This window comes from Faecalicatena contorta, assembly GCF_001404335.1.
Taxonomy (GTDB): domain Bacteria; phylum Bacillota; class Clostridia; order Lachnospirales; family Lachnospiraceae; genus Faecalicatena; species Faecalicatena contortus_B.
On record NZ_CYZU01000052.1, the window covers coordinates 25,345 to 39,931 of the forward strand.

The window sequence follows — 14,587 nt, forward strand, 5'->3', positions numbered from 1 at the left end:
ATTTTATTCCCCTTTTTCTTTATTTGTTTCATTATCGTCTGAATGTACATAAGTCCCGTCGGCTTCTACATAGCTCATTTCTCCGTACGCCGCGGTATCAGTGGGCAGTTTCTTTTTCTCAAGCATATGGTTGATCAGCATATTTATTATATAGTAGATAACCGCAAAAGTAGGCACGCCCAAAATCATGCCGATGACACCAAACAGGCCTCCGCCCAGTAGGATTGCGAATACGACCCAGAACGCGGATAGCCCTGTGGAATCGCCCAGTATTTTCGGCCCGATTACATTTCCGTCCAGCTGCTGCAAAACCAGTACAAATATAATAAAATAAATCCCCATCTTTGGATCTGAGAGCATAATCAGTACTGCGCTCGGTATTGCGCCGATATAAGGCCCAAAAAACGGGATCACATTCGTAACGCCAACAATCACACTGACAAGAAGCGTATATGGCATCTTCAGCATGGAAAGCCCTACAAAACAAAGGACTCCTATGATTGCCGAGTCAATAATCTTACCAATAATAAATCCCCCGAATATCTCGTTGCTCTTAATGGTCAGATGCAGAAGCATGTTTGCGTGAGAGGGTTTTAAAACTGCATAGACCAGTTTTTTGGTTTGTCTTGCGAACTTTTCTTTGCTGAACAGTACATAGATGGATATGATGATTCCGATGACCAGATTCAGAAGTTCGCTGACAATATTGATGACTCCTACGGTCAGATTCGACATAACGACATTAATCTGATTCAGGAGGTCGGTGCGCATCCAGTTCTGTATAAAGTCTGTGGCTTCCTTTAAGACATTGCTCAAAAGCTGGCCGAGTGTGGAATCCTGTGAATTCATCTCCATAACCTTGTCCACCAGCTGGTTCAGCTGGCTTGGTACCGTGAGAATCATATCCCTGATACTTCCGTATAATTCCGGTATCATCATATTAAATAATGCGACAATAATAAACAGCAGCACCAGAACCGCCGCAAAGATTCCTGCGCCTCTTGAAAGCGCATGAATCCGTCTCTGATCATGTAATTTCTTTTCCAGAAAAGGTTTTAAATGCCTCTCAACAAACTTAACGATCGGATTCAGAAGATATGCAATTGCAAGTCCATAAACAATTGGTTTTAAGACCCTGAATATTTCTTTTAGGACTTCTGAAATCGCGGGCAGCCTTAACAGCGCAAAATAAAAGAGGATACAGGCAGCGATCACTACAAAAATAGTCATCCCCCGGCTGAACTTCTGCCTCAGTTTTGATGGTCCGTTTTGTCCGAAAGAAGGCCGTTTTGCGTAATATCCGCTGCTTTCTTCTGTTTTTTTATACACCTGATTCTGTTTTTCTTTACTCATTCACATCAGAGTCCTTCCAATTTTTATGCAGATATTATGATTATAACGCCTAGCAGGTACTCAAGTCAACCAAGAAGAGCAGGTATACCGGTTTCTAACCCGGATACCTGCTCTTCCTGCTTCACTTTTTCCAAGTGCGGAGTTTAATTTTCTCAACCTTTACATTTGAATGTGGCACATTCTGTACCCTCGCAATGACAGGCATTGCTGCCTTCTACACTGATCTTTCCTGCGTGGCATTCACAGTTACAGTTATACATACATTCTACTGCCTTGCAATCGATATTGCTGCGATCTGAAGCCTTTCCGTTTACATCGCTGTAGCTGTTTGAATAACTGTTGGAATAACTGTTAGTAGAGCTGTCATTCTTTCTCTCCTGAAAACTGTCACAGCATGTTTCTCTGGGTGTCTTTGCGTTGCTTCCGCCTACCTCGATTTTGTCAAGATCACATAAAAACTGCTTATTGTGCACACATGTCTGCACGGTACATTTTAATTCTGGCATGATCATACCTCCTTTTTATAATAAAATCAGTATCATTATGCCCTGCCTCCCTTTAGATTATTCCTGTTTTACTGCCTCGCGAACTGTCTTTTCGGCAATTTCACTGGAAATAGAAGCAACAAATTCATCCAGGCTCTTCTGACCCTCGTCGCCGGCAAATCTGCTTCTCACAGATACAAGCCCGTTCTCTTCTTCCTTTGCGCCTGCCACAAGCATATAAGGAATCTTCTGCATCTGGGCTTCCCGGATTTTATAACCAATTTTTTCGGCCCGGGTATCAATTTCAGCCCGGATCCCGGATTTATTAAGAACCTCAAGTACTTTTCTGCCATAATCCATATATTTGTCGGATATCGGAAGTACCCGAACCTGAACCGGAGCCAGCCATGTCGGAAATGCGCCCGCAAAATGTTCGATCAGAATCCCAATGAACCGTTCTATGGAGCCAAATGCAACGCGGTGGATCATAATAGGCCTGTGCTTCTCGCCGTCAGCGCCGGTATACTCCAGGTTAAAGCGCAGCGGCAGCTGGAAATCAAGTTGAATGGTTCCACACTGCCATGTCCTTCCTATGGAGTCCTCCAGGTGGAAGTCGATCTTTGGTCCATAAAACGCACCATCACCCTCGTTCACCACATAGGAAAGGCCAAGATCATCCAGTGCGCCCCTGAGCGCATCCGTTGCCATATCCCAGTCTTCATCGCTGCCCATGCTGTCTTCCGGGCGTGTGGAAAGTTCCACATGGTACTTAAACCCAAACAGACTGTATACTTCGTCGATTAGCCTGGCAACATCTTTAATCTCATCACGTATCTGTTCCGGCATCATAAAGATATGAGCATCGTCCTGGGTAAAACAGCGTACTCTCATCAGACCGTGGAGCTGCCCGGACTTTTCGTGCCTGTGAACCAGACCCAGCTCTCCCATCCTCAGGGGCAGATCACGATAAGACCGCGGCTCCGACTGATAGACCAATATTCCACCCGGGCAGTTCATCGGTTTGATCGCAAAATCTTCTTCATCGATCACCGTTGCGTACATATTATCCTTGTAATGGTCCCAATGGCCGGAAGTCTCCCAAAGATGACGGCTGAGCATGATCGGGGTGGATATCTCCACATAGCCGTTCCTTTGATGTATCTCGCGCCAGTAATCCAAAAGTGTATTCTTCAGAACCATTCCTTTTGGAAGGAAAAACGGAAAACCAGGGCCTTCATCCCTCATCATAAATAGGCCCAGCTCTTTTCCAAGCTTTCTGTGGTCACGCTTCTTCGCTTCCTCCAGCATGGTAAGATACTCATCCAGCTCTGCCTTCTTCGGAAATGCGGTTCCGTAGATCCGCTGCAGCATCTTATTCTTTTCGCTGCCCCGCCAGTAAGCTCCGGCCAGACTTGTCAGCTTAAAAGCTTTTACCGGTTTTGTCGTCATCAGATGCGGTCCTGCACACAAGTCTGTAAACTCGCCCTGGGAATAAAAACTGATCACAGCATCATCCGGAAGATCTTCAATTAATTCTACTTTATATGGTTCTCCCTTTTCTCTAAAATATGCGATTGCTTCTGCCCTCGGTTTTGTAAATTGTTCGATAGGCAGCGCTTCTTTCACAATTTTTTTCATTTCCGCTTCGATTTTATCAAGATCATCCGCTGTGAGCGGTGTTTCACGGTCAATATCATAATAAAAACCGTCTGCCACGGAAGGTCCGATTGCCAGCTTTGTATCCGGATATAATCTTTTAACGGCCTGTGCCATAATATGTGAAGCGGTGTGCCAAAATGCACTTTTTCCCTTCTCATCCTGAAACGTGAGAATATTCAGATCACAGTCACTGTCAACCACAGTCCGCAGGTCTGCTGTTTCTCCGTTTATTTCTCCGGCTGTTGCTATGCGTGCAAGCCCTTCACTGATATCAGAGGCTATTTCGATCACGGACTTGCTGCCCGCGTATTCTCTCTCTGAACCGTCTTTTAAAGAAATCTTCATTTTCTTTTCCTCCTAATACATTATTTAAAATTTTTTATTATAGAATATAAAAAATCCCTTTCCACAGAAAACTGCAGAAAGGGACGAGTCTATAAAGTTCTCGCGGTTCCACCCTATTTGTGCTGGTATACTGATACCAGAACCACTTTATTCATGATGATAACGGAATCACCGGACTGTTTTCAGCCACTCGGAGGTAGTTTTCAAATGCTTCCGAAACAGGGAGTTTTCAGCCTTGGCTCCCCTCTCTGGCGCTCTTCCACACTCTACTCGTCTCGTCTGCGTGTTATTATTATGTTTCCATCCATGTCAGGTAATTTCACAAAGTACGACTACAATGTCTGTGGGAGATACCAATTCCTCTCCGCCCGCCATTGCCGTTATTCTTGTTTTTCGTGATTCATCTCTCCCCTATAGAGGTGGGCTTATCTTGTTGAATCTAAACTCATTATAACATCACGGTTATTTTTGTCAACCATATTTTCTATATCTAATCCGGCCGTATTTCCAGCAATTTTCGGGTGCCTGATTTTCATGAATGCTCCGAATAGCAGCCTTGTCAGCGGTCCTGCTGCAAACAGATTCCAAAGCAGTGCCATGGGAAAATTCTTCAGCAGTGTCCCTGCCCAGATGGCCGGCAGCTGGCTCACGGGCGCATGCCCCAGGATAATATTAAACAGTATGGATGCCGCCAAACTCATGGTAGGACACATAATCAAAACTGTACATCCGGACATCATAAGTGTCATATAAAATGGATTATCGATTTCAGGACGAACGATTTTTCCGGCGAGCTTGCGTCCAACTCTGTTTCCCCACAGATTTGAAAAGATAAACACAAGGATCCACATATACGAAACTTCTATAAGCGCCTCCAGAAAAACGTGATTTGTCATATTACTGAAACTGCCTGCCATTGTATGATACCCCTGTTTAATTGCAACATTGTATACTTCCATACCATAAGCCATGGTTATGGACATGAGTGCCCCATATAGAATCCGCTGAAATTTTGTTTTTGGCATAATAAGCCCTCCTTCTCATATTTGCTGTCCTGCATTATTCTGCAGATATAAGAAAAAGGCGTATAATCTTTGAATTTACACTCATAGACTACGCCTTAAAGACTTATTTCTATTGGTATCATATGCCATATATACGAATATGGGGATTATGGCCTTTTTCTTCATTCCATTTCTATTTTAACAGATTTTTTTATTTTGTCAAAGCACTGTTTTAATTTTTTATTGTTTTGGATCCAATGCTTTTTATGTTACTGCCGTATCTTTATCCAGAGAACTGCAAAAAATTCCCTCACAAGATAATTCAGCTGCAGAACCGGATTTGAGCCTGCTGCGATTCCCTTAAGGTTTGTGAAACCTGCCTTTTTCCCAATCAACAGCGCGCGGTACAGATGGAAATTATTAGTCACAACTGCAGCCGGCTGTTCAAGATCTCCAATCATCCTGCCGCTGTTTTTCATGTTTTCCCAGGTGGATGTGGAACTGTCCTCCTGAAAAATTCTGTTCCTGTCAATCCCCTGCTGTTCCAGATACACGGCCATTGCCTCCGCTTCTGTTATGTCCTCGCCTTTCCCCTGCCCTCCGGATACAACTGCCTTTGTCTCCGGATACTGCTCCAGGTAAACCAATGCAGCATCCAGTCTGCGTTTCAGGGAATTTGTAATTTGGGTTCCTCTTACCTGTGCTCCAAGAATGATAATACAGGGCACCTCTTCTTTGATCCTTCTCAGCATGGCCCTGCAGATCCAGGCCTCCGTATAGAGAAAGACAGCCCAGCAGATCAGCACAATGACGGACAAAAGCTGTCCGGCGGTTCCTCCCGGATCAAGATAGGCCAGTAGCAGGTGCAGCGCCCCGGCAGCAGGCCAGAACAGAGAAAAGGTTGAGGCCCATTTTCTTGTGTACAGATACATCACCAGATAATACATGATGCAAAAAACTCCGGTTATCAAATAATAAATTCTCATTAAGTTCTCCCAGTTATAATCAGATATTCAAAAATCCTCCGGCTTCCGTGCCCAGAGGATTTCTTTTACAATATACTGCCGAAGTATGCCGCCCCGCTTCATAGTCTAGGCGTTCTTACCACAGCACTTTTTATATTTCTTGCCACTGCCGCATGGACATGGATCATTTCTTCCAATCTTCTTTTCCTTACGGACAGTTCCTGACTGTTTCTGTTCGCGGAACAGACGCTTTTTTGACTCCTCATCGAAGATCTTGTCCCACTGGGGAAGCTCGTACAGCCACTCTGCCTTTGCATCCACCATGTTCTTGTATAACTTTTCCTTATCAAAAGCCAAGCTGACTTCTGTTGTTTCTGTCATCGTCTCAATCGGATTCGGTACCTTCAGGCTGTCATTGATGCCGTCCAAAAATCCAACCATCGTCATAACGTCCTGTCCATATTTTGCAGCCAGCTCTTCTACGGTTCCCTTTACTTCCTCATCCGGTGTCTCCAGAAGTTGTTCATAAATTCCCTTTTCAATATCAAAATAGCCGCCCCAGAACTCTTCCAGCTGGTTTTTTGTAAGCTCCTTGTTATAGGCTATATCCCGCCATTGATCCAGTAAACTTTTTTCACTCATTGTATATAACTCCTTTTTTCAAAATTTCGCTCGTGTCCCCATTATATAACAAAATTTACGGTTAGTAAAGAATTTATGGTCAATCCTCTACTACAGGATTTCAATTATGTAATAGTTCGGGCAGGCCAGAACTGTTCCCCAATTGCCCCCTATACAGTAAAAACAAAATACGGGACATTCCGGGCAGATACGCCTGCCTGGACATCCCGTTTCACATTTCACATTGATGCTTTTCACAAAAAGCACCAACTGCCGAAATCTTATTTGAAATACGTCTTTGTTTCGCTTATAATAAAACTATCTTATTATGTATGATAGAAAGGATTTATAATGAAAAAATCGAAACGTATTTTAGCACTGATCGGTGCCGTTCTTCTCCTATGTCTGTATGGCAGTACTTTGATTTTTGCTTTTGTTGACCGTTCCGCATCCTCGGGCCTGCTGAAAGCTTCCATTGCTGCTACGATATTACTGCCTGTTCTGCTGTATGCCTACACTTTAGTTTATCGTTTATCCCAAAAGAAAAAACCGGATGACTCAGATGAGGATCAATAGCCCTCTACACGAATAATGTTGCAATTTCCAGGGCAGCGCTCCATTCTGCTGCTCTTCTTTTTTGCGGTTCTTTCATGAATTCTGTTCTTCTTTTTTCTTGTCTTCTCTCCAGGTATTCTTCCATCGAAATTATCTCTTGAGTTCTTTCATTGTTGCTCTGACGCATAAAAATACCTCCTTTTCTTATAAGCCTCAGCCTTATTATTATATGTATACTCACCCGTAAATATGCCAAATAATGTAATCCGGGGGCTTACTTCAGAACGAATTTCTGCGGCTGCTTTACCGGTATACATCACCCCTTTTGGCATATGTATATTCTACTGTGTAAATGTGACAGAGTTATGGCAGAAATATAAAGATTTTATTATCTAATTCTTATAAGAAATTGTACAACTATGCAGTTAATTTTCGATATAACGGTCTTCTGCGGAATCTGCCTGACTAGAACAAAGTGGGCAAGCCCACCCCAACTCCCCCCCTCACTCATAAGGGGCCTGCACGCTTTGGCGCCGCCGCGATGCCGCTTTGCGGCTATATACCTTATCGCAGCGTGTGCATCCCCCGAAGGGTTTTTATGATATAGGAAATTCCAGAGGAATTACCTATATCATAAAATACAGCAGGATTTTAAAAAATAAAATCCTGCTGCACTGCTACTCTGATATTATATTACGGTAAATGATGTCTTCTCTGCCCGGCCCATTGCTGATCAGAGTGATCGGGTAGCCAATCTCTTTCTCAATAAACTCAATGTAATTACGGCAATTTTCCGGAAGATCTTCATATGACTTAATTCCGCGGATATCCGTTTTCCATCCCGGCAGTGTCTTAAGCACCGGTTTTGCCTTTTCAAGCAGATGGGTTACCGGAAAATCTGTTGTAACCTCACCGTTGATCTCATACCCCACGCAGACTGGAATCTCATCCAGATAGCCCAGGACATCCAGTACGGTAAAGGCCACATCTGTTGTTCCCTGCAGTCTGCAGCCATATTTGGAGGCAACACAGTCAAACCAGCCCATACGTCTCGGACGTCCTGTGGTTGCACCGTATTCACCGCCGTCACCGCCGCGCCGTCTCAGCTCATCTGCCTCATCTCCAAAAATCTCGCTGACAAATGCACCCGCTCCGACTGCGCTGGAATAAGCCTTGCATACCGTGATAATCTGTTTGATCTCATAAGGCGGAATACCTGCCCCTATGGCGCCAAATGCCGCCAGCGTGGAAGAGGAAGTGACCATTGGGTAGATTCCGTGGTCAGGATCTTTGAGTGATCCCAGCTGTCCTTCCAGCAGTATATTTTTCCCGTCTTTCATAGCATTGTAAAGATACAGAGAGACATCGCACACATAAGGTTCTATCATCTCTTTATATTCTTTCAGTTCCTTATATATATCCGCAGGATTGATCTGTGGTTTGTGGTATAGGTGCTCCAGCAGAACATTCTTTTGTTCCGCCACACGCTCAACCTTCTCCCTGAGCAGTTCATCATCAAACAATTCGCTTACCTGAAAGCCTATTTTTGCGTATTTGTCAGAATAAAACGGCGCAATCCCCGACTTTGTGGAGCCAAACGATTTCCCGCCAAGCCTCTCCTCCTCATATGAATCGAAGTTTTTGTGATAGGACATAATAATCTGTGCTCTGTCGGACACAAGAATCTTCGGCTTCGGAACCCCCTGGTCTACAATTGACTGGATTTCCTTAAACAGTACTGGAATATCCAGTGCAACGCCATTGCCGATGATACTGGTTGTATGGTTATAAAATACTCCGGATGGCAGCGTATGCAGTGCAAATTTCCCATAATCATTTATGATCGTATGGCCTGCATTTGCTCCTCCCTGAAAACGGACAATGATATCGGATTCTTTTCCAAGCATGTCTGTAATCTTGCCTTTTCCTTCATCACCCCAGTTAGCACCTACTACTGCTTTTACCATGTCAAACCCTCCTGTGTGTATTATTGCTTATAAGTCACCATTAGCAATCCTTATAAATGAACCGCCTAATGAATTATACTATATTTTTCCCAATATGTAAATTATTATTTTACCAAAAAAGGACAGAAAAAAAGGACAGCCCCTCTTACATCGAGGTCTATCCCTTTTTGCCCGGCAATACTTTACATTAAAGGCGCAATCAGCCGGAGTACTCTTCCGCAAATGGCCATAAGCGGGCCGGTCTTGTTCAAGTCCGCTATGGAAATTCTCTGGCATTTTTCCAGAGTTTTCTGGAAATCTGACTCTATCTCTCTGACAACCGGATTGTTGTAAATAAAGACGCCGCACTCAAAATGCAGATACAGGCTCCGATAATCCAGGTTGATGGTCCCCACGGTTGCCGTGTCGTCATCTGAGACAAATATCTTTGCATGTACAAAACCGGGAGTAAATTCATAGATCTGAACGCCTGCTTCTATTAATTCCCGGTAATAAGTCTTGGCAACTGCAAATGCATACCACTTGTCCGGAATATGCGGCATGATTATGCATACTTCTATCCCGCTCTTGGCCGCTCTTGTCAATGTATCGAGCATTTCATTGTCCAGAATCAGGTACGGAGTCATGATATGGACATATTTTTTAGCATGATTCAGAATATGGAAATAGACTTCTTCCCCCACATCTTCGTTGTCGTAGGGACTGTCTCCGTATGGAATCATGAAGCCAAGTTCGCGGTGCAGTTCGGCCGACATGGGTGTTACATAGTTTTTATACTGATCCGGCTTTAGTTCGGTCACATTCCACATCTGAAGAAACAGCATGGTCAGGCTCTGCACTGCATCCCCCTCCAGCATGACCGCAGTGTCCTTCCAATACCCGAAACGAACTTTCCGGTTGATATACTCATCTCCCAGATTGATGCCTCCTGTAAAACCGGTTTTTCCATCTATCACACAGATCTTCCGATGATCCCTGTTATTCTGCGTGGTAGACAGCACCGGACGTATGGGGCTGAACATCTTGCATTGGATGCCATACTTTCTTATCGTTTTAGGATAATTATAGGGAAGAAGGGAAATGCTGCACATTCCGTCATACATGAAACGTACTTCTACGCCCTCCTGCACTTTACGCTTCAGAATATCGAGTATAGAATCCCACATATATCCCTCTTCTACAATAAAGTATTCCAAAAAGATGAATTTTTCCGCCTTCTCCAGACGCTCTAATAAAACGGAAAACTTTTCTTCCCCGCATGCAAAATAAGTTGCTTTTGTATTTCTGTATGTAGGAAACCCAAGCTGGTGCTTCATGTAGTGTGCCAGATTCGCATTGGCAGGCTTGCTCAGACGCAGATCGTCTATAATCTCCTGCTTTTGTTCCATATACTGCCATGTATCCAGTTTCAGCCTGCCGAGGCGTTTTCCGATATATCTGGTACCCAGCTGGGACTTGACATAAAGATAGAACAGGCATCCGAACACCGGAAAAATCAGGATCAAAAGCACCCAGGTCATATTGAATGCCGGATTCCCTCTCTGGTTGATAATATATATCACAATCACGGCGCCCAGAATATTCATGGCACTGTATACGTATACAACATAATCTCTCAGATACGTTGCTATCCCAAGCATCAGCAAAAATTGTACTACTACGAGCAGCAGGATCAAAGCCGTCCGGCTGAATACAATACTGAGCGCCCCTTTCTTCGCCTTTTCTGCAGTTTTATTTTCCATAATCCCTCACACACTCCTCAATTGGCTTATACTTTAACAGTTTAACACATTCTACGGACGAATGGTAGATTAATAGTTACTATTCATAGCTGTGAATCGTAATGATTAATACGTCTGCAGCAGTTTATTTTTTGAGCACAATTTTGAGTACATTGTTGTAATTGCGTCCAAAAAGTATTACAATAGAAAATGAGTTTAGTTATTATCCCATAGAAAGGAGACTTATACATTGAAAAAGTTTTTAAAATGGTTCATAAGTCTTGCAGCTATTGGTTCTGCAATTGGCCTTATCATAGCTTATTTCTGTAAAGGCAGATGCTGTGACGGTAGCTGTGATGACAGCCAGGATGATACAGAAGAGGATGATTTTGACTTGGACAGCGATCTGGAGCCCGTTCCTGACAGGGAATATGTTCCGCTGAACAGAACATCTGATGCTGCTTCCGACAACAAATCGGAAGGAACTGACAAGGAAGAAAAAGGATCTGCCGAAGCTCCTGTCGAAGAAAAAAAATAGATTTCATATCTCACGGAACCTGGACTATTGTCGCAGGTTCTTTTTCTATTTCCACGCCTCATCCAGTATCCTGACCGCTTCCTGTATCTTCTCCTCATTCATATTGGCATAGCCCAGCAGGATGGTCGCCTGTTTTCCCGCCTGCGGTTCTATATAATATTCCGTCAGCCCGTAAACCCTGACGCCCTTTTGGGCCGCCCGAGCTGTCAGCTCTTCTTCTGTCATATGATTATGAAAATGAAGCAGAAGGTGCACGCCGGCATTCTCCCCGGATATTTCACAGCGGTCCTGGAGGCTTTTCAGGCACCCTAAAAGCGTGTCATGTCTGCTCTTATACAAGGCCCTTGTTTTATTCAGATGCCGCTCGTAGTATCCCTCTTCGATAAACTTTTGAAGAATGAGCTGATCTACCTTGGAAACGGTAGAATTTAAAAAACTGCTTTTTTCCTGATACAAGACCAACAGGGATTTGGGAAGCACCATGTAGCTCATTCGGATTGCGGGAGCAATGGATTTTGAAAAGGTGCCCATATATATTACCTTATCACAGCTGTCATATCCCTGCAGCGCCGGGATCGGCTTACCTTTATAGCGGAATTCACTGTCATAATCGTCCTCTATGATATAGCGCCCCTCCTGCTCATTCGCCCATTTCAGAAGTGCCAGCCTTCGTTTGATCGGCATGACGATTCCAAGGGGATACTGATGGGAAGGCATGACAAAAGCTATGTCCGCGTTAGATTCCGTCAGTTTTGTGATCTCCATTCCCCTGGAATCCATATCAACTGTACAGACCTCATAGGAAAGGTTTTTAAACAGCCGGTATGCCTGCTTATAAGTGGGATTTTCCAGCGCCACCTTGTGTTCATGGCCGATGACCGTCGTGAGAAGCATAAGCAGGTAGTCATTTCCTGCTCCTACGATAATCTGTTCCGGCTGGCAGTTCACGCCCCTTGCCTGATGCAGATAGTCACAGATCGCTTCCCGAAGGCCGTATTCCCCCTGCGGCTCACCAAGACGGAACATCTCCGCCCGGTCATCCATCAGGCAGTCCCTGGACAGCTTCCTCCAGGCATTATAAGGAAAGCTGTTCAGATCAACGCCGTTTGGGGTAAAATCATACAAATACCGCTTTTCTTCACGTACGGGTCCTCCCGGGATTCTCTTTGGGCTCTGTTTCAACTGATATAATTCCTCAATCTGCGCTACAAAAAAGCCCCGGTACGGTTCCGATTCCACATACCCTTCCGAGAGAAGCTGTTCGTATGCCAGTTCTACCGTGCTCCGGCTTACTTCCAGATAACGGCTCAGGGAACGGGTGGACGGAAGCTTTTCCCCGCTTTGTATCCGGCCGCTCTGGATGTCCTTTTTTATATAGCTGTAAATCTGCTCGTACAGCGGTATATTCGATTTACTCTGAAGATTTATTGTTAGTTCGTTCATATCATGCCTCCAACACCGGGGCTCCCCGGAAATCCCTATTGCCAAAGGGACAGGTCTGATTAATAGACCTGCCCCTTTCCTGTTTATTTTGGTAATCTAAAAGAACTTTTCAGCGAAACTATACGATTGAATACAAGAGCTTCCGGCTTGGAATCTTTTGCATCTATGCAGTAATACCCGTTTCTGACAAACTGGAAGCTGTCATAAGGTGCCGCATCTTCAAAACTTGGTTCTACAAAACAGTCTTTCACTATAGTGAGAGAATTCGGATTCAGATTCAGTGAACCATCTTCCTTATTGTAAACGCCCTTTTCCTCGTCTACCAGATTCTCATATAACCTCACTTCGGCTTTCACGGCATAGGGAGCCGGAACCCAGTGGATCGTGCCCTTGACCTTCCTGCCCGTGAAACCGCTGCCGCATTTTGTCTCCGGGTCATAGGTGCAGTGGACTTCCGTAATCTTTCCGTTTTCATCCTTCACAAAACTCTCGCATTTTACAAAATAAGCGTGCATCAGGCGGACTTCATTGCCCGGGAACAGCCGGAAATACTTCTTCGGAGGTTCCTCCATAAAGTCATCTCTTTCAATATAAAGTTCTCTGCAGAAGGGAACCTTCCTGCTTCCAAGCTCCTCGTTTTCCAGATTATTTGCCACGTCCAGGTATTCAACCTGTCCTTCCGGGTAATTGTCGATGATCAGCTTAATCGGATCCAGCACAGCCATCATACGCGGCCTCTTCATCTTCAGATCCTCACGGATACAGTATTCCAGCATCGCATAATCCACAGAACTCTGGCTCTTGGATACCCCGCACATCTCAATGAACAGCTTAAGGGACTCCGGTGTAAATCCTCTTCTGCGCAGAGCTGCGATTGACACAAGACGCGGATCATCCCAGCCATCTACTATGCCGTCCTCCACAAGCTTCTTAATATACCGCTTGCCGGTCACGACATTTGTAAGGTACAGCTTTGCAAACTCAATCTGTCTCGGGGGCTGTTCAAACTCACATTCCTTTACCACCCATTCGTAGAGCGGGCGGTGATCCTCAAACTCCAGCGTACAGATGGAATGGGTGATTCCCTCGATCGCATCCTCCAGCGGATGCGCAAAATCGTACATCGGATAAATACACCATTTATCTCCTGTGTTGTGATGGCTCATACGGGCGACACGGTAAATAATCGGGTCTCTCATGTTTATATTCGGTGATGCCATATCAATCTTTGCACGAAGGACCTTCTCCCCATCCGCATACATGCCGTCCTTCATATTCTGGAAAAGTTCCAGATTCTCCTCCACCGAACGGTTCCTGTAAGGGCTTTCCTTGCCGGGTTCGGTCAGGGTTCCCCTGTATTCGCGGATCTCTTCCGGTGTCAGGTCACAGACATAGGCCTTTCCTTTTTTAATCAGCTTAACCGCGTACTCGTACATCTGTTCAAAGTAATCGGATGCAAAATACAGATGATCTTTCCAGTCTGCCCCCAGCCACTTAATATCTTCCTTGATAGAATCCACAAATTCGACCTTTTCCTTTGTAGGGTTTGTGTCATCAAAGCGCATATTGAACTGTCCGCCATATTCCTGCGCCAGTCCGTAATTTAAAAGAATAGACTTGGCATGTCCGATATGCAGGTAACCGTTTGGTTCCGGCGGGAATCTCGTACAGACATGGTCATACACACCCTCGGCCAGATCCTTGTCTATCTCCTGCTCAATAAAATTCTTTGAAACTGTCTCGTTTTCCATAGTTTCCTCCTCAAGTAGTAACATTCTGCCAATTATCTTACCATAAAATGTATACCACGACAAGGACTGCCGCCCAATATTTTCATTTCACTTTCATCGGAAATATGATATACTGTTATGGTTTAAAGCGAAAAAGGAGTGCAAGGGGGTCAGACCCCTCTGCAGAGGGGTCTGACCCCC

13 protein-coding genes are annotated in these 14,587 nt (G+C 44.6%); 2 read left to right on the forward strand and 11 right to left on the reverse strand.

Annotated elements, in window-relative coordinates; translation table 11 throughout:
- Positions 1-3: 3 nt before the first annotated feature.
- From ARB69_RS20260 to ARB69_RS20285, 6 genes are all read right to left on the reverse strand, one after another.
- A complete protein-coding gene (locus ARB69_RS20260) occupies positions 4-1,353 on the reverse strand; it encodes an AI-2E family transporter (RefSeq protein WP_055154846.1) in 1,350 nt (449 codons plus the stop codon).
- Positions 1,354-1,505: 152 nt separating this feature from the next.
- Positions 1,506-1,859 carry a DUF1540 domain-containing protein gene (locus ARB69_RS20265; protein ID WP_050642128.1) on the reverse strand — a complete coding sequence of 118 codons (354 nt, stop codon included), beginning with the start codon at positions 1,857-1,859 and terminating at the stop codon, positions 1,506-1,508.
- 57 nt (positions 1,860-1,916) lie between these two features.
- On the reverse strand, positions 1,917-3,842 hold the full coding sequence (thrS, locus tag ARB69_RS20270) for a threonine--tRNA ligase (protein ID WP_050642127.1): 1,926 nt from the start codon (positions 3,840-3,842) through the stop codon (positions 1,917-1,919).
- 425 nt (positions 3,843-4,267) lie between these two features.
- The gene (locus tag ARB69_RS20275; protein ID WP_050642126.1) at positions 4,268-4,867 is read right to left on the reverse strand and encodes a hypothetical protein; all 600 of its coding nucleotides are present in this window, start codon (positions 4,865-4,867) and stop codon (positions 4,268-4,270) included.
- Between the two features lie 248 nt (positions 4,868-5,115).
- Positions 5,116-5,832 (reverse strand): YdcF family protein, encoded by a 717-nt coding sequence (locus tag ARB69_RS20280; protein ID WP_055154847.1) that lies wholly within the window; start codon positions 5,830-5,832, stop codon positions 5,116-5,118.
- A gap of 105 nt (positions 5,833-5,937) precedes the next feature.
- On the reverse strand, positions 5,938-6,453 hold the full coding sequence (locus ARB69_RS20285; protein ID WP_025657330.1) for an SEC-C metal-binding domain-containing protein: 516 nt from the start codon (positions 6,451-6,453) through the stop codon (positions 5,938-5,940).
- Between the two features lie 330 nt (positions 6,454-6,783).
- Here ARB69_RS20285 and ARB69_RS20290 point away from each other — a divergent pair, with 330 nt between their 5' ends.
- On the forward strand, positions 6,784-7,008 hold the full coding sequence (locus ARB69_RS20290) for a hypothetical protein (RefSeq protein WP_025657329.1): 225 nt from the start codon (positions 6,784-6,786) through the stop codon (positions 7,006-7,008).
- Between the two features lie 4 nt (positions 7,009-7,012).
- On the opposite strand, the gene ARB69_RS26860 is transcribed toward ARB69_RS20290, so the two are convergent.
- The 3 genes from ARB69_RS26860 to cls form a co-directional block, all read right to left on the reverse strand.
- A complete protein-coding gene (locus ARB69_RS26860; protein ID WP_153920911.1) occupies positions 7,013-7,174 on the reverse strand; it encodes a hypothetical protein in 162 nt (53 codons plus the stop codon).
- A 490-nt stretch (positions 7,175-7,664) separates the two neighbouring features.
- Positions 7,665-8,954, reverse strand: coding sequence for an adenylosuccinate synthase (locus ARB69_RS20295; RefSeq protein WP_050642123.1), 1,290 nt, complete (start codon positions 8,952-8,954; stop codon positions 7,665-7,667).
- Between the two features lie 182 nt (positions 8,955-9,136).
- Positions 9,137-10,696, reverse strand: a complete 1,560-nt coding sequence (cls, locus tag ARB69_RS20300; RefSeq protein WP_050642122.1) for a cardiolipin synthase — start codon at positions 10,694-10,696, stop codon at positions 9,137-9,139.
- Positions 10,697-10,925: 229 nt separating this feature from the next.
- Here cls and ARB69_RS20305 point away from each other — a divergent pair, with 229 nt between their 5' ends.
- Entirely contained in the window at positions 10,926-11,213 is a 288-nt protein-coding gene (locus ARB69_RS20305) for a hypothetical protein (protein WP_070102496.1), read from the forward strand.
- A gap of 45 nt (positions 11,214-11,258) precedes the next feature.
- On the opposite strand, the gene ARB69_RS20310 is transcribed toward ARB69_RS20305, so the two are convergent.
- Together ARB69_RS20310 and ARB69_RS20315 are read right to left on the reverse strand one after the other, a co-directional pair.
- Positions 11,259-12,656, reverse strand: coding sequence for a PLP-dependent aminotransferase family protein (locus ARB69_RS20310; protein WP_055154848.1), 1,398 nt, complete (start codon positions 12,654-12,656; stop codon positions 11,259-11,261).
- Between the two features lie 83 nt (positions 12,657-12,739).
- Positions 12,740-14,407 (reverse strand): glutamine--tRNA ligase/YqeY domain fusion protein, encoded by a 1,668-nt coding sequence (locus tag ARB69_RS20315; RefSeq protein ID WP_055154849.1) that lies wholly within the window; start codon positions 14,405-14,407, stop codon positions 12,740-12,742.
- Between the last annotated feature and the right edge of the window lie 180 nt (positions 14,408-14,587).